The sequence below is a fragment of the Stenotrophomonas sp. genome, from assembly GCF_050737575.1.
Taxonomy (GTDB): Bacteria; Pseudomonadota; Gammaproteobacteria; order Xanthomonadales; family Xanthomonadaceae; genus Stenotrophomonas.
This window is the reverse complement of the sequence record NZ_JBOHXW010000004.1, coordinates 40786-57459: the sequence shown is the minus strand read 5'-3', so window position 1 is coordinate 57459 and position 16674 is coordinate 40786. Positions and strand designations below refer to the sequence as shown.

Annotated in this window: 11 protein-coding genes; 5 read left to right on the top strand and 6 right to left on the bottom strand. The window is 63.7% G+C overall.

Annotated features, from left to right (window positions below; translation table 11 throughout):
* Positions 1 to 5: 5 nt before the first annotated feature.
* On the bottom strand, positions 6 to 3587 hold the full coding sequence (locus ACREP4_RS08765; protein ID WP_431595804.1) for a methylmalonyl-CoA mutase family protein: 3582 nt from the start codon (positions 3585 to 3587) through the stop codon (positions 6 to 8).
* Positions 3588 to 3892: 305 nt separating this feature from the next.
* Here ACREP4_RS08765 and ACREP4_RS08760 point away from each other — a divergent pair, with 305 nt between their 5' ends.
* Positions 3893 to 4990, top strand: coding sequence for a Glu/Leu/Phe/Val family dehydrogenase (locus ACREP4_RS08760; protein WP_431595803.1), 1098 nt, complete (start codon positions 3893 to 3895; stop codon positions 4988 to 4990).
* A gap of 166 nt (positions 4991 to 5156) precedes the next feature.
* Here the strand turns inward: ACREP4_RS08760 and ACREP4_RS08755 are convergent, their stop codons facing one another.
* Entirely contained in the window at positions 5157 to 8009 is a 2853-nt protein-coding gene (locus tag ACREP4_RS08755) for a S8 family serine peptidase (RefSeq protein ID WP_431595802.1), read from the bottom strand.
* A gap of 178 nt (positions 8010 to 8187) precedes the next feature.
* Here ACREP4_RS08755 and ACREP4_RS08750 point away from each other — a divergent pair, with 178 nt between their 5' ends.
* The 4 genes from ACREP4_RS08750 (at position 8188) to ACREP4_RS08735 (ending at position 12280) form a co-directional block, all read left to right on the top strand.
* Positions 8188 to 9363, top strand: a complete 1176-nt coding sequence (locus ACREP4_RS08750; RefSeq protein WP_431595801.1) for a thiolase family protein — start codon at positions 8188 to 8190, stop codon at positions 9361 to 9363.
* A 122-nt stretch (positions 9364 to 9485) separates the two neighbouring features.
* Complete coding sequence (locus ACREP4_RS08745; protein WP_057636100.1) at positions 9486 to 9827, top strand: hypothetical protein; 342 nt, start codon at positions 9486 to 9488, stop codon at positions 9825 to 9827.
* A 212-nt stretch (positions 9828 to 10039) separates the two neighbouring features.
* Positions 10040 to 10423 carry a hypothetical protein gene (locus ACREP4_RS08740; RefSeq protein ID WP_431595800.1) on the top strand — a complete coding sequence of 128 codons (384 nt, stop codon included), beginning with the start codon at positions 10040 to 10042 and terminating at the stop codon, positions 10421 to 10423.
* A gap of 147 nt (positions 10424 to 10570) precedes the next feature.
* Complete coding sequence (locus ACREP4_RS08735; protein ID WP_431596149.1) at positions 10571 to 12280, top strand: diguanylate cyclase; 1710 nt, start codon at positions 10571 to 10573, stop codon at positions 12278 to 12280.
* Here the strand turns inward: ACREP4_RS08735 and ACREP4_RS08730 are convergent, their stop codons facing one another.
* The 4 genes from ACREP4_RS08730 to ACREP4_RS08715 all read right to left on the bottom strand — a co-directional run bounded on the left by ACREP4_RS08730 (position 12281) and on the right by ACREP4_RS08715 (position 16574).
* Entirely contained in the window at positions 12281 to 13921 is a 1641-nt protein-coding gene (locus ACREP4_RS08730; protein ID WP_431595799.1) for an acyl-CoA dehydrogenase family protein, read from the bottom strand.
* Between the two features lie 57 nt (positions 13922 to 13978).
* Positions 13979 to 15217, bottom strand: a complete 1239-nt coding sequence (locus tag ACREP4_RS08725) for an FAD-dependent oxidoreductase (protein WP_431595798.1) — start codon at positions 15215 to 15217, stop codon at positions 13979 to 13981.
* Positions 15218 to 15530: 313 nt separating this feature from the next.
* A complete protein-coding gene (locus ACREP4_RS08720; RefSeq protein WP_057636079.1) occupies positions 15531 to 15737 on the bottom strand; it encodes a cold-shock protein in 207 nt (68 codons plus the stop codon).
* A gap of 90 nt (positions 15738 to 15827) precedes the next feature.
* Positions 15828 to 16574 carry an S-methyl-5'-thioinosine phosphorylase gene (locus tag ACREP4_RS08715; protein WP_431595797.1) on the bottom strand — a complete coding sequence of 249 codons (747 nt, stop codon included), beginning with the start codon at positions 16572 to 16574 and terminating at the stop codon, positions 15828 to 15830.
* Positions 16575 to 16674 lie beyond the last annotated feature (100 nt).

The window sequence follows — 16674 nt, the reverse complement described above, 5'->3', positions numbered from 1 at the left end:
ATGACTTACATGTTGCGGCGGTACTCACCACCCACGTCGTACAGCGCGTGACTGATCTGGCCGAGGCTATGCGTCTTCACCGCTTCGATCAGCGCTTCAAACACGTTGCGGCGATCACGCGCGGTCTTCTGCAGGTACGCAAGGCCGTGACCGTCATGTGTTTCGTCGTCGTTGCCACCGCCTTGCACGACTTCATGTGCATGCGATGTCTCACCGGCCGGCGCCAATACGTTGCGGCTGCGCTGCCAGTTGTGCACGTTCTCGATCTGCTGGCCCTTCTCCTGCTCGGTCGAACGAATCAACTCGATCTCGGTCGCGATCTCGCCCGCATGCTCCTTCGGCAGGAACATGTTGACGCCTACCAACGGCAGGCTACCGTCGTGCTTCTTGTGCTCGTAATACAGCGACTCTTCCTGGATCTTGCCGCGCTGATACATCGTATCCATCGCACCGAGCACACCACCGCGCTCACTGATCGCCTCGAATTCCTTGTACACCGCTTCTTCAACAATGTCGGTGAGCTTGTCGACGATGAAGCTGCCCTGCCACGGGTTCTCGCAGAAGTTCAGCCCCAGCTCCTTGTTGATGATCATCTGGATCGCGACTGCGCGCCGCACACTCTCTTCGGTCGGCGTGGTGATCGCTTCGTCGTAGGCATTGGTATGCAGACTGTTGCAGTTGTCGAACAACGCATACAGCGCCTGCAGCGTGGTACGGATATCGTTGAACTGGATTTCCTGCGCGTGCAGCGAACGGCCCGACGTCTGGATGTGGTACTTCATCATCTGCGAGCGCTCGTTGGCGCCGTAACGCTCACGCATCGCACGCGCCCAGATGCGCCGCGCAACGCGGCCAATGACGGTGTATTCCGGATCCATGCCGTTGGAGAAGAAGAACGACAGATTCGCGGCGAAGTCGTCGATCTTCATGCCACGCGCCAGGTAGTACTCGACGATGGTGAAGCCGTTGGACAGGGTGAAAGCCAACTGGCTGATCGGGTTCGCGCCGGCTTCGGCGATGTGATACCCGGAGATCGACACCGAGTAGAAATTACGCACCTTGTGGTCGACAAAATACTGCTGGATGTCGCCCATCATCCGCAGCGCGAACTCCGTGGAGAAGATGCAGGTGTTCTGCGCCTGGTCTTCCTTGAGGATGTCGGCCTGTACCGTACCGCGCACCGTGGACAAGGTTTCGGCCTTGATACGCGCGTAAGTCTCCGCATCCACCAGTTGGTCGCCAGTGACGCCCAGCAATGCCAAACCCAAACCATTGTTGGTCGGCGGCATTTCGCCGTGGTATTGCGGCTGGCTGCGGCCGTCGAAGAGCTTGGCGATCTTCTTTTCCGCCTCGGCCCAACGTGCCGGATCTTCCTTCAGATATTTTTCGATCTGCTGATCAATGGCGGTGTTCATGAACATCGCCAGGATCATCGGCGCCGGGCCATTGATGGTCATCGACACCGAGGTGGTCGGCGCGCACAGGTCGAAGCCGGAGTACAGCTTCTTCATGTCATCCAGCGTGGGAATGTTGACGCCGGAGTTGCCGATCTTGCCGTAGATGTCCGGGCGCGGCGCCGGGTCTTCGCCATACAGCGTGACGCTGTCGAACGCGGTCGAAAGACGCGCCGCCGGCTGGCCAACACTCAGGTAATGGAAGCGGCGATTGGTGCGTTCCGGCGTACCTTCACCGGCAAACATGCGGATCGGATCTTCGCCGCTGCGGCGGTACGGATACACGCCTCCGGTATACGGATAGGAACCGGGCAGGTTTTCCTTCTGCAGGAACACCAGCAACTCGCCCCAACTGCGATAGGTGGGCGCGGCGATCTTGGGAATCTGCTGATGGCTGAGCGACTCGCGATAGTTCTCCACGCGGATGGTCTTGCCGCGCACCTGATATTCGTTGACCGGGTCGGTGATCGACTTCAAACGCGCCGGCCATTCGCGCAGCAGGCGCAGCGCATCGGAATCCAGCGATTGCACTGCATCGTTGTAGCGCTGGCGCAGGGTGCGAACGCTGTTGTCGACACCCACATCGGTCAGCGCGTCACCCGCATACAGATCCAACGCAACCGGCAGCGCCGCATCGCCCAACTCCTTCAGCGCCTGCCACAGACTCTGCGCACGCTCGGCCACTTCGGCCTGCGATTCAATACGCGCATTGATGCCGCGGCCCTGCTCGGCGATCTCGGCCAGGTAGCGCACGCGGCTGCCGGGGATCAACACCGTGGCGCGCGGCTCCTTCAAGCTCGTGTCGATGTTGGGGACGAAACCGGGGTCAGCGTCGGGTTTTGTCGAAACTGCACTCTGACCCCGGTTTTTCTTCTCATTCAACAAACGGCACAGGTTGGCGAACATCCAGCTGATGCCGGGGTCGTTGAACTGGCTGGCGATGGTCGGATACACCGGCACATCTTCATCCTTCATGGTGAAAGCGACACGGTTGCGCTTCCACTGTTTACGCACGTCACGCAGCGCATCTTCGGCGCCGCGCTTGTCGAACTTGTTCAACACTACCAGCTCGGCGTAATCGAGCATGTCGATCTTTTCCAGCTGGCTCGGCGCACCGAAGTCACTGGTCATCACATACATCGGGAAGTCGACCAGATCGACAATCTCCGAATCGCTCTGGCCGATACCGGCGGTCTCCACGATCACCAGATCAAAATGCAGCGACTTCAAGAAGCCGATGCAATCACGCAGCACCGTATTGATCGCCGCATGCTGGCGGCGAGTGGCCATCGAACGCATGTACACGCGCTTGGAGCGCAGCGAATTCATGCGGATGCGGTCGCCCAACAACGCACCGCCGGTACGGCGACGGGTCGGGTCCACCGAAATCACCGCAATGCGCATCTGCGGGAAGTTGGCTAGAAAACGGTTCAACAATTCGTCGGTCACCGACGACTTGCCGGCGCCGCCGGTGCCGGTGATGCCGATGACTGATGCCTGCGGGGAATTGGGAATGGGGAACGGGGAATGACCGTCCGCTTTCGCCCATTGTTTGCGCAGCTTCTCCAGCTCGGCATCGGTGTAGCCACCGTCTTCGAGCGCACTCAACACGCGGCCGATGCCGATTTCGTCATTGATATCAGGCGCATCGTCCTCCAGCTTCCCCGCGCCCTGCTCCCGCGCGCCACCGGCACGCGCCACCACATCCTCGATCATCTCCACCAGCCCCATCTTCATGCCGTCGTTGGGGTGATAGATGCGCTCCACGCCGTAGGCCTGCAGCTCGCGGATCTCTTCCGGCGTGATGGTGCCGCCACCGCCGCCGAACACTTTGATATGCCCAGCGCCGCGCTCTTTCAGCATGTCGACCATGTATTTGAAGTACTCGACATGCCCGCCTTGATACGACGACAAGGCAATCGCGTCGGCGTCTTCCTGCAGCGCGGCACGCACCACGTCCTCGACGCTGCGGTTGTGGCCCAGGTGGATCACCTCCGCGCCCTGCGCCTGGATCAGCCGGCGCATGATGTTGATGGCCGCATCGTGGCCGTCGAACAAACTGGCGGCGGTGACAAAACGCAGCGGGGTGGTTTCAGGCTGCGCCTGCGGGAGCTGTGAGGCGGGGGTACTCATGGGCCGTGCAACATCCGGTTTCTGTTGCAACCGATCATAGAACCGCGCGCGCGGGAGGTCAGGTTGCAGCGCAGCGTGACCTTTTCGGGGTTTGCGCTATCGGTAACACCCGTGAAGGCCAGTAGGGGGCAAAGTAAGGGGCCGGGTCAGGTATGGCAGCCTGAACATTCCCGTACCGGGAATGGATTAGAATGGCGGCCTCGCGACCCGTCACCCCAACGACGAAGTCGCATTTTTGTTTTAAGGGCCGCCATTTTGGCTGCACGATCACTGACGTTGTGGCAATAACCGCCATCGGAGCTTCCATGCTTTTCGAAACCCTCGAGACTTCCGGCCACGAACAGGTCGTGTTCTGCCAGAACCGCGAAGCGGGCCTGAAGGCGATCATCGCCATCCACAACACCACGCTGGGCCCCGCACTGGGCGGCGTGCGCATGCGCCCTTATGCCAATACCGATGACGCCCTGCGCGATGTCCTGCGCCTCAGCCGGACGATGACCTACAAGAACGCGCTTGCCGGACTGAACGTCGGCGGCGGCAAAGCGGTCATCATCGGCGACCCGCGGACCGAGAAGAGCGAAGTGCTGTTCCGCGCCTTCGGCCGCCAGGTCGAGGCCCTGAGCGGCCGCTACTTCACCGCCGAAGACGTGGGCACCGACGTCAACGACATGGAAAACATCTACCTGGAAACCGGTTATGTCACCGGCGTACACCAGGTGCATGGCGGCTCGGGCGACCCGGCACCGTTCACCGCGTACGGCGCGCTGCAGGCCCTGATGGCGTCCATCAAGCGCAAGTTCGGCCATGAAGAAGTCGGCAAGGTCAGCATCGCCGTACAAGGTCTGGGCCACATCGGCATGGAGCTGGTAAAGCTGCTGCGCGAACGCGGCGCCAAGCTCTACGTGACCGATCTGGATCCAGTATTGGTGCAGCGCGCGGTTACCGAGTACGGCTGCGAAGCGGTCAAGCCGGACGCGATCTACGACGTGGCAGCGGACGTGTTCGCTCCCTGCGCGATGGAAGGCGCCATCGACATGGCGACGCTGGATCGGCTCAAGGTCAAAGTGATCTGCGGCACCGCCAACAACCAGCTGGCCAGCCATGCCGTCGGTGATGAGCTGTACAAGCGCGGCGTGCTGTGGGCACCGGATTACGCGGTCAATGCCGGTGGCGTGATGAACGTGTCGCTGGAAATCGACGGCTACAACCGCGAACGTGCGATGCGCCTGATCCGCAGCATTTATCACAACCTCGGCAAGGTCTTCGATCAATCCGAGCGCGAGGACATCTCCCCGCAACGCGCAGCCGACCGCATCGCCGAAAGCCGCCTGGAAGCCATCGGCAAGTTGAAGCTGCCAATGGGCCGCGCCACCCCGCGCATGAATCGCCTGCGAGGCGAATAAGCCCACACTGACGAACCACAATGAGGAGTGAGAGAAGCGCGTGTTTGCGTTCTTTCACTCCTCATTTTCGTTATGCACATCGCAATGCAGATGGGCCGCATCCAAGAACCGGGAGCCAAGGCCACGCCTTGCACTCCCTGCTCACCGCCCAGCTCGATCGCCCGCTTTAAAGCTCCCGTTGCAACCGCAACGACACCTGCCGGTTATCACCGCGTGGGCCGAAGCGCTGGTCGTAACCCAACGACAATCGCGTGTTGCGTGACAGCCACGAATCCACCGACAGCCCGAGCAGACCGCCCGACCGCGACGGCTGCAGTCCCGCCATCGGCGCCCAAGCATCCACACCGACAAAGCTGGCGTCCAGCGTCAACCCAGTGCCATCCAGCATCTGCTGCCATTCGGCATAGCCATTGAACGCAACCCGCTTCCACAGAAGCTGTCCGCGCAGGCCGGCCAACGCCTGACTGCGGCTGCTGCTCCAATCATCCGCACGCAGACCAAAACCGTAGCCGCCCTGTTCGCGGAACGCGTCATTGTCGATGCGGGTGAATTCCGCCCCCAGATAAGGCGTGAGCGTGGCGCTGCCATGTCCAACGCGATAACCACCTTCCACGCTGCCGGACAGGAAGTTGCCGCTGTAACGCGAATGCACGCCAGCACGCTCACTGCCGAGCAGCAGGCCGCGATCCAACGCACGCTGGTACTGACCAAAGCCCGCCTGGCCCAATACATAGGCATCGCCCATTCGCCAACCTGCATACAACTGCGACTGCGCTTGCCGGTCACGACTGCGGTCCTGCGCCACCCCGGCCGTGGTGTTGGCGCGGGTCTCACCGAATGCAAAACCGAGCACACCATTGCCAGCAATGGCCGTCTCACCGCCCATCATCCAACCGCTCACGCTGTAGTCACTGCCGAGATAGCCCCCCTGTCCGCCGCCACCCAGCGAACGCGTCCAACTGCGCGCCTGCATCGGCGCAAACGACGCATCGGAAAACTGCGCCGACAGCGCACGGCGATTCATGTCGACACTGTCGAAGGTCATCGCAGTTGCAGCGGCATGTGCTTTGCCGGACAGACTTTCCAAGCTGCTGCCCAGTCCATTGAAGCCACCACCGACCTGCTGCACGGCCGCCGCCGCAGCGCCGAACGTACTGCCCTGCAAGGCGATATCGCCGTTCAACAGCTCGAACGCCTCCTCCACCCGCTGCGCCACCGACATGGCCTGTATGCCCAGCCCCGCCGAACGCGCCGCACTGGTCACACTTACCTGGTCGAGCATCAGCCATGCATTGTTGGGGTCGTAGCCGTAATGGCTGCTCAACAAACTGAGGCCCGTGTTCTGGGTCACGGTGGCGGGTGTGGCGAACACCCCACTGACACCACCATCGGCATGCACAAGATCCTGGCGCTTGCCATCCTGCGCGACGTAGCCACTGACCATGCCATTGATCAACACGCCGCCGTCCAGCGTCGCCGTCCCACTCACCTGCAATGCCTTGGCGCCCAGCGCGATCATCAACTGCGCGCCTGCGCGCTGCACGTAGTTGCCGTCGATGGTGCCGCTGCTGTTGTCACCGAGCAGCAGCACGCTGCCGCCATTGTCGATGTTGCCAACCACGCGCGTGTCGCCATTGAGGAACTGCAACCCGGCAGCTGACGGGCTGGACTGCGGTGCGATGGTGACGTTGGAGCGGATCGACCCGCCGTCACGCAACGCCAAAGTGCCGCGCTCAATGCGGGTTGCACCGCTATAGGAATTGTTCCCCGACAAACTCAGCGCCGCATCGCCGCGCTTCACCAGCCCGCCACTGCCGCTGATGTCATTGCTCCACACCGACTCCAGCCCGAACTGATTGACGGTGACCACCGCATCGCCCCAATCGAACTTCCCCGGCCCCTTCACGGCCTTACCGATATTGAGCAGGCCATAACCAAACTGCGCATCCGGCCCGGGCGCACCCAGATCGGTTGCAGTGCCTAACAGCGTCTGCCGCACCAGATCGTTGTTGAAGTACGGGAACGCCTGCCAGACCAGCGCCGCAGCACCGGACACCAACGGCGCAGCGAACGAGGTGCCGCTGTTGTACTGGTAGCTCAGGTTCCCCGCAGTGCTGCCAGCACTGACATAAGCCGCTGTGCCCGGCGCAACCAGGCAATAGTTTTTCGCTATGCCACACGCATTGGAGTAATAGGCCAGCTGCGTGGGATTGGCGGTATCCAATGCAGCCACCGCCAGCCAGCCGCGCTCCAGGTCCGCCGCTGGTGTTGTGCCGTTGGGGCCAGGCTGGCTTGGCAGTGCCGCCATGTTCGAGGGATCGACGCCCGATTCATTGCCGGTGGCAAACACCACCAAGCCGTCGTTGCCCATGATGAAAGGCCGGTACTCGGCGGCGATGGGCGCGGTAGCAGTCGGCTTGCTCCAGTACAGCCCGCCCCAGGAGTTGTTCATGATGCGCACGCCAGCGCGGATCAGGTCGTTATGGATCGGCGCGAAGCCCAGTGCACCATCGACCTCGTTGCCCTGCCCCGAGCCATCGTCAGTTGGCCGCGTATCGGAAATGATGCGCGCCGACACGATCTCCGCCCCCGGCGCAACGCCACCCGGCCACGAACCCACTGCCGCACCCGCTGCCAGCTCAGCCACAGCGGTGCCATGACCCACCACGTCATCGATGTTGGCGTTGTTTTTGGTCGGGTCCAGATAGAAATAGTTGGCCACCACGCGCCCGGCCAGCGCCGGGTGATTGCGCATCACGCCCGAGTCGACCACGCCGATGCGGTAACCGGCACCGGTCAGGCCCATGGCCTGCGCGGCCTTGGCATTTGTCAGCGCCAGATGGGCATCAAATGCTGGCTGTGGAATCGTAGGCGGCGGGGTGGTTGGAGGCGGCGGAGTCGTCGGTGGTGGCGATACCGGCGGACTCGACTTGGTGCCGCCACCGCCACCGCCGCACGCACTCAATACCAGCGCCAGCGAACTGGCGAGCACACCACGCACGCATACCTTCGTGTTCATACCGCCCCTTTCCTTAGTTGGTGCTGCTGCCAATTCAGGTATTACCGGTGACCAGCTCCGTGGTACCGACCTTCTATACTGCAACGACAATCCACTGTCCGCCGAATGTGCCGTTGGTCCAATGGGCCCCGCGCCGGCGACGTTCGATAATTGCCGCAAGGTATAACCGAGATTGCTCATGTCCGACATCGTCATCGCCGCCGCCAAACGCACCGCCATTGGCTCATTCCTTGGTCAGTTCAATGGCGTTCCCACGCCGACCCTCGGCGCAGCGGCCATCCGCGCAGCCATGGAGCAGTCCGGTGTACCCGCCGCCGACGTCTCCGAAGTGATCATGGGCTGCGTCCTGCCTGCCAACCTGGGCCAGGCCCCGGCCCGTCAGGCTTCGTTGGCTGCCGGCCTGCCGACCAGCACCGGCGCCACCACGCTCAACAAGGTCTGCGGTTCGGGCATGAAGGCCATCATGCTGGGCCATGACCTGATCAAGGCCGGCTCGGCCAGCATCGTGGTGGCCGGCGGCATGGAGTCCATGTCCAACGCCCCGCACATGTTGCCCAACTCCCGCACCGGCAACCGCTACGGCAACTTCCAGGCGGTGGACCACATGGCGTGGGACGGCCTGACCAATCCGTATGACGGCCAGGCCATGGGCGTGTTCGCCGAAGGCACCGTCGCCAAGTTCGGCTTCACCCGCGAAGAGCAGGACGCCTACGCCATCGAGTCGGTCACCCGCGCGCAGGCAGCGGTAGCCAACGGTGCGTTCAACGATGAAATCGTTGCGGTCACGGTGTCCACCCGCAAGGGCGACGTGGAGGTCAGCCAGGACGAACAGCCGGGCAAGTCCGACATCGCCAAGATCCCGACCCTGCGTCCGGCCTTCAAGAAAGACGGCAGCGTCACCGCCGCCAGTTCTTCCAGCATTTCCGACGGCGCTGCTGCCGTGGTGCTGCTGTCGGCCGACGAAGCTGCCCGCCGCGGCGTCACGCCACTGGCTCGCATTGCCGGGCACGCCACGTTCTCGCAGGAACCGGAATGGTTCACCACCGCCCCGATCGGCGCGATGAAGAAAGTGCTGGACAAGGCCGGCTGGAAAATCGAGGACGTCGACCTGTTTGAGATCAACGAAGCCTTCGCGGTGGTGGCCATGGCGCCGATCCGCGAGCTGGGTATTCCGCATGAAAAGATCAACGTCAACGGTGGTGCCTGCGCACTGGGTCATCCGATCGGCGCATCGGGTGCCCGACTGGTGGTTACGCTGGTAAACGCATTGCGCACACGCGGCCTCAAGCGAGGTGTTGCATCACTCTGCATCGGTGGCGGCGAAGCAACTGCCATTGCCATCGAATTGATTTAATTTGGAAATTTGAGAATTTTAGAAATATGAATGCGGGAGCGCTTGACAGTCGAAATGGGCTTGTCATCATGTTCCCGGCGCGCAATGGCGCGTTGCCTAATTTCACGACGAGGATTCACACAATGAGCATCAACAAGCTGCTGATCGCGATGGCCCTGGGCCTGGCCCTGACCGCCTGCTCCAAGCAGGAGCAGGCTGCTGACGCCGCCGCTACCGCCGACGCTGCCGCCACCGAAGCACAGGGCGCTGCTGACGCTGCTGCCACCGCCGGCGCTGCTACCGCTGACGCTGCACAGGCTGCTGCTGACACCGCCGCCACCGCTGCTGACGCTGCTGGCGAAGCCGCTGCTGCTACCGCCGGCGCTGCTACCGACGCCGCTGCTGGCGCCGCTGCTGACGTTGCCGAAGCCGCTAAGGACGTCGCAACCGAAGCCAAGGACGCTGCTGAAGAAGCCAAGAAGTAATAACTTCTTCTTCGACGCAAGTCTGAAAAGCCGCTGGTTCGCCAGCGGCTTTTTTTATTCCTGTTTCCCGCTGTGTTCTGCCACACAGACTTACGCAATGCAGTTGCATCAAGCTTGGTCTAACACGCCTGCCCAACGTGCGGAGCGCGTTGACGCGTTCTGAATACGCCAGCCTCTAGGCTGCGGTTGTCGGTCCCCACAGGAGAAACGCAATGAAGCTGTTTGTACCCCTGCTCGCATCCAGCCTGGTTCTGGCATTGGCTGGCTGCAACGACCACACCGCCGAACAGGCCAAGCGTGACGCCGCCGCTGCCGGCGAAGCCGCCCGGGATGCCGCTCATTCCGCTGCCGACGCCACCCGCGATGCTGCCAGCCAGGCCGCAGAGGCCACCCGCAATGCCGCTGCCGAATCACAGCAGGCATTGGACAAAGCCGCTGACGCTACCAGCGAGGCTGCCAAGGACGCATCGGTCTCCGCCAAGCAGGCTGCCGCCGATGCCAGTGCCGCTACCGCCAATGCCGCGCAGAAGGTCGCTGACCATGCACATGACGTCGCCAAGGACGCGCGCGACAAGGCGGACCAAGCCAAGCATTGATAGACTTTGCCGCGCAGCCACCGTTCGTTCGGTGGCTGCGTAGCGTGCAGCGCCTATGCGTTGCCATCGGGGAAATGGAATCCCGGGAATCAGTTAGATTGGTCAGACAGGCTGGCGCGGGGATGCACCGGCTTCACCCAATACGCAATCAAGGTGGCGATGCAACAACGCACCCGCAGTAAGTTCGCACTGGCATTCTCCGCGCTCGTCTTCATTGCCATTGGCATTGGCGTGTTTGTCGGTGCCCGCTGGTTTATCGCTGACGCACGCCTGGTCGCGCATACCCATGAAGTCATCGGCCGCATCGACGAAATCCAGTCGATGGTGCTGGATGCCGAATCGGCCGAACGCGGCTACCTGCTCACCGGCAGTCAGGCCTATCTGCTCGACTACCAGATGAGCGTTGAGCGCCTGCCACTGGTACTGACAACGCTTTCCCGCTCCATCGCCGACAACCCCGAGCAGACCGCCAACGCACGCAAGCTCGAAGAGCTGGTCGGTCGCCGCCTGGCGCAGATCCAGCATGTGGTCGGCATCTACGACAGCCAGGGGCTGGAACCGGCGCGTGCGGCCATCAACCAGAACGCCTTCCGCACCACCAGCGCCATCCGCGAACAGGTGCGGCTGATGGTGCAGGCCGAACAGGCGCTGCTGGTGGAGCGCGCCGCCAGCTCGCGCCGCAGCGCTGATCTGCTGCTGGGCCTGGCCTTCGCCGGCATCCCGTTTGGTCTGGCGGTGGTGGCCTCGGTATACGGCATTCTGCTATCGGAATTGCGCCGCCGTTCGCGTGCGGAAAAGCGTGCGGCCAGTGCCGGCCAACAGCTGGCCATCAACCTCGAACACCTCGAGCGCTCCAGCGCCGACCTGCAGACGCTCGGTCGCTACACCGGCCTGCTGCAGAGCTGTGCCAATCCGGAGGAAGCCCTGGAGATCACCGCGCGCACGCTGGAAGCGCTGCTGCCGGAGGTCGCCGGTTCGGTGTACCTGCTGCGTGCCTCCAATGACCGCGCGGAGAACATCGTTCACTGGGGCACGCCACTGGTGGAAACCAGTGCGTTCCTGGTGCCCAGCGACTGCTGGGCGATCCGTCGCGGCCAACCACATTTCATCGATGACCTGCATCGCGATGCGGGCTGCCCGCATATCGCCCGCCCTGAACCCGGCAACAGCGTGGCAACGGCCTGCATTCCGATGTCGGCACAAGGTGCGCAATTGGGTTTCCTGTTCCTCTGTGGCGCCGGGCCCGGGCCACTGCCGCGACTGCCGGTGGCCGAGTCCGCCGTCGAACAGCTGTCGCTGGCCTTGAGCAACCTGCGCCTGCGCGAATCGCTGCGCCTGCAATCCATCCGCGATCCACTGACCGGCCTGTACAACCGGCGCTATCTGGAAGAGTCGCTGGCGCGCGAAATCGCCCGCTGTGGACGCCGTGATTTCCCGCTGTCGGTGTTGATGCTGGACGTGGACCACTTCAAGCAATTCAACGATACCCACGGCCACGGCGGCGGTGACGCGCTGCTGGCGGCGGTCGGCCAGTTGCTGACATCACGCTTGCGTGGCGAAGACATTGCCTGCCGTTACGGCGGCGAAGAATTCACGGTGATCCTGCCGGAATCCGATCGCGCCTCGGCACTGCGTTATGCCGAGGAAATACGCATCGCGCTGTCGCAGATGAGCGTGCCGTTCTCCGGCAAGACGCTGCCGCCGATCACGGTATCGCTGGGTGTAGCAACTTACCCGGTCGATGGCGTGGCTGGCATCACCTTGCTGCGCAAAGCCGATGCCGCGCTGTACCGCGCCAAACGCAGCGGGCGTAACCGCGTGTTGCCGTTCGACGCCAACCTCGACGGCGCCGGCTGATCAATCGGCCGGCAGCGCGCGCGCCAGGATGTCGGTAAACGGCGTCGCGGCATCCAATACGCCGTAGACATGGCCGGTGCCGCCCAGCCGCGATTGCACGAACAATGCGGCCAGCGGGCTGCCCGCGCGCAACAACGTTGCGGCCTGCAGCAACACCGCCAACTGCGCGACCAGACGGCGCGCATCGGCCTCGGCAATCACAGCACCGGACAATGCCGGCGACACAGCGACCAGCGCGCGATCGTATGCATCTGCCTGACCACTCGCCTGCTGCAGCTCGTCCAGCAACGCCGCACGCGCCTGTGGCTCACGCGCCAAGGCGCGCAGCACATCCAGACACTGCACATTGCCGCTGCCTTCCCAGATCGAATTGAGCGGCGCTTGCCGATACAGGCGCGGCAACATCGACTCCTCGACATAGCCCGCACCGCCCAGGCATTCCTGCGCTTCGTTGACGAAGGCCGGTGCCCGCTTGCAGACCCAGAACTTGCCGATGGCCGTGGCAATGCGAGCGAACGCGGCCTCGCGTGGATCTTGCGGCGCGACGTCCACCGCGCGCGCCACCCGCATCGACAACGCCGTGGCCGCTTCTGATTCCAGCGACAGATCCGCCAGCACGTTCGCCATCAACGCGTGTTCGACCAAGCGCTTGCCGAAGCTCCGCCGGTGCCGAGCATGATGCAGCGCCTGCGCCAACGCCATGCGCATTTCCGCTGCCGCGCCCAGCATGCAGTCCAGCCGCGTCAGCATCACCATTTCGATGATGGTGGCGACACCGCGACCTTCCTCACCAATGCGCCGTGCCCACGCGCCGCAGAACTCGACTTCGCTGGAGGCATTGGCCCAGTCGCCCAGCTTGTCTTTCAGCCGCATCAGATGAAACGCATTGCGCCGCCCGCAGGGCAAACGACGCGGCATCAACAAACACGTCAGCCCGCCGGGCGCCTGCGCCAGCACCAGCCAGCCATCGGACATGGGCGCGGAGAAAAACCATTTGTGGCCTACCAAGCTGTATTCGCCGGGCGTGACCAACGGCGTTGCGGTGGTGGTGTTGGCGCGGACATCCGAACCACCCTGCTTCTCGGTCATGCCCATGCCGAGGGTGATGCCGGCCTTGTCACCGATGGGTAGATCGCGCGGATCGTAGAACGGCATGGCGGCCTTGCTGGCCCATTCGGCCAGCGCCGGCTCCTGCCGCAACACCGGCACCGCGGCGTGCGTCATGGTCAACGGGCAGCTGGTGCCGGCTTCGGCTTGGTGATGCAGATAGCTCAGCGCCGCACGCGCCACATGCGCACCGGCTTGCGGGGCATGCCAGGACAGCCCAGCCACCCCGTGCGTCTTGGCCGTGGACATCAGCTGGTGATACGCCGGATGGAAATCCACCGTATCGATGCGATGGCCCTGCGCATCGTGCGTGCGCAGCAGCGGCCGCTGGCGGTTGGCCTCGAAGCCAGCGCGGTACAGATCGCCACCGGCCAGTTCACCGTAATGCGACAGCGCCATCACGAACGCCTTGCCGCCCTCGCGCGTCATCGCCTCCTGCAGCGCGCGGTCATCGCGCCACAGGTTGCGACCGCCAAACGGCGGCGGCTGGTTGTCGACGACGTGTGTTTCAAACGCGGGCAGTTGCAGCGTCATGGCAGCGGCTCCTCGATGGCACCGCTGATTCTGCCGCATGCCCCCGTTGTGCGCGTGTCATCGCCCGGCTGGTAGCTCCTGCAGCGCGGCGATGAATGCGTCTTCCAGCGCCAGCTTGCCGAACAACCCGTGCTGGGTGCCGCTGAGCACGCGCAGCATGTGCCCGCGGCCGCCAGGCATGCGTCCCATCGGCTTGAACAGCAGGTCGCGGGCGTTGGCCACCCAATCGCGGTCGGACTGGAACACCGGCGTCAGCCAGCGGCTCCAGAACTGGTACATGCCGACATGTGCCTTGCGCTGCGTCTGATAACGCGCCAGCGCCGCGTCGATTCCCGCTTCGGCACGCAAGGCATCGCGCAACGCCAGCGCATCCATCAGCGCCATGTTCACGCCCTGCCCCAGCTGCGGGCTCATGGAATGCGCTGAGTCCCCCGCCAACACCAACCGGCCGCGATACCAGCGGTCCATCACCGCGTCGCGGTAACTGGCGCGTGCCAACTGCGTCTGCACGGTGACACCCTGCAGCCGCTGCCGCGCGTCTGGCCACAAGGTTTCGATCTCATCCAGCCAGGGTGCCAAACCATTCTGTTCCCAACGCTCAAAGCCATCGCGCGGCAGGCTCCAGAAAAAGCTCAGGCGGGGTTCGTCGTCGCCGGGCCGGGTGCCCACCGGCAGCAGGCCGATCATCTTGCGCGCGGCCACATAGCGCTGACGCAGCTCGTCGCCGAACGCCCAATCGCCGCGCGGCAGCAGGCACCACAGCGCGCCCCACGGATAGATGCGATCCAGCCGCGTGCCCTGCACCTGCGCGCGCAGGCCTGAGGCCGAGCCGTCGGTGGCAATCACCAGGTCGAACGGCCCATGCCAGTGGCCGTGGCTGTCCTGCACGCGCTGCAGGCTGTCGTCGATGGCGGTGATGCGGCTGTCCACATGCAGCGTGCCCGCGCCCTGCCAGGCCGCGTCCAGCAACGAGAACAAGGCGCCGCGTTGCATGCCCACGCCGAACAAGCGCGCATCCAGCCCGGCGTAGTGCATGTCCATCACCGCGCGCCCGCACGGGGTTTCCCCGTACAGCCGGCGCACCACCGCGCCGTGTTCCAGCACCTGCGGCAGCAACTGCATCTGCCACAGCGCCTGCAGGCCGCTGGGCTGCAGCAGGAAGCCCGCACCCACCGGCCCCGGCGTGGCCGCCTGCTCAAACACCTGCACCCGATGGCCGTCGCGCGACAGCAGCACCGCCAAGGCCTGCCCGGCGGTGCCGTAACCAACGATGGCGATATCCAATGGTTTGTTCATTGCGTTCCTTCGTACTTCCAGCTTCAACTGCCCCCTCACCCCAACCCCTCTCACGCATGCGGGAGAGGGGCTTTAAGCCGCAAGCAGCAGAGGCTTTAAGCCGCCAGCGCGAGCAGCACTGAGCCCCTCTCCCGCAAGCGGGGTGAGAGGAGCAGGCTGCGAACCACTGGTTCGCTGCTCCTCGAACGCCCTTGCGCCAGCGCAAGGTCAGGGGCGCGGAGCGGGGGGTGGGGTGAGGGGAAGCTCTTAGCTGACACCACTCAACCAAAAAAAAACCCCGCCGAAGCGGGGTTTTTCGGCACAACCGGGTGAATCACTCGGCCGGCGTGATATTTGAAGCCTGGGCACCCTTCGGGCCATCGGTCACGTCATAGCTGACGCGCTGGCCTTCCTGCAGGCTGCGGAAGCCCTTGGAGTTGATCGCAGAGAAGTGCGCGAAGACATCGGCGCTGCCGTCCTCCGGTGAGATGAAGCCAAATCCCTTGGCGTCGTTGAACCACTTGACGGTACCGTTCGGCATGGTGATGCGAGACCTTGTTCGATGAATGGATTGATGCACGCTGAATGAAGCGTACTGGCGGAGTATGCAAACCTTAAGCCGGGATGACAATCACCCCCTCGCCAGTTCACCCACCAAAGTCGGCAAACCCGCCGAGGCGGCTTCCACATTTGCCAGCACCTCTGCCATCGTGATTTCCCCCGCTTCGCCACAGCCGGCCGCCCAGTTGGCGACGATGGCCAAGCAGGCGTACTCCAAGCCCAGCTCACGGGCCAAACCCGCTTCAGGCATACCGGTCATGCCGACCAGGTCGCAGCCGTCACGACGCATGCGCGCGATTTCGGCATTGGTTTCCAGCCGTGGACCCTGGGTGGCGCCATAGCAGCCGCCGTCCTGCATCGCCACGCCCTTGGCCTTGGCCGCAGCCAGCACCTTGTCGCGGAAAGACGGCGTGTAGGGATGGCCAAAATCGACGTGCAGCACCTCGCTGCCGGCTTCCTCGCTGAGCGTGGATATCCGGCCCCAGGTGTAATCGATCAATTGATCCGGGCAGGCCAGCACGCGCGGGCCGAAGTTGTCGCCGATGCCGCCAACGGTATTCAGCGCCAGCACGCGGGTGGCGCCTAATTGCTTGAGCGCAGCCAGATTGGCGCGGTAGTTGATCTTGTGCGGCGGGATCGAATGACCCTCGCCGTGGCGGGCCAGAAAGGCCACGCGCTGGCCGTTCAACAGGCCAATACGGACCGGGCCGGATGGCGCGCCATAAACGGTTTCGACCTCATGGGTCTGGACATCGTCCAGCGCGGCCAGCTTGTAGACGCCGGTGCCGCCGATCACGGCCAGGGCGATAGGTTCCATGTCTGATTCCTGATGCGGTGTTGCCCAGCGGCCCGGGCGGCGCGTCGGCGCACCCGGGCCGTATCGTTGCCAGCGGCAGCCCGGAGTGCACAAGGCGCCC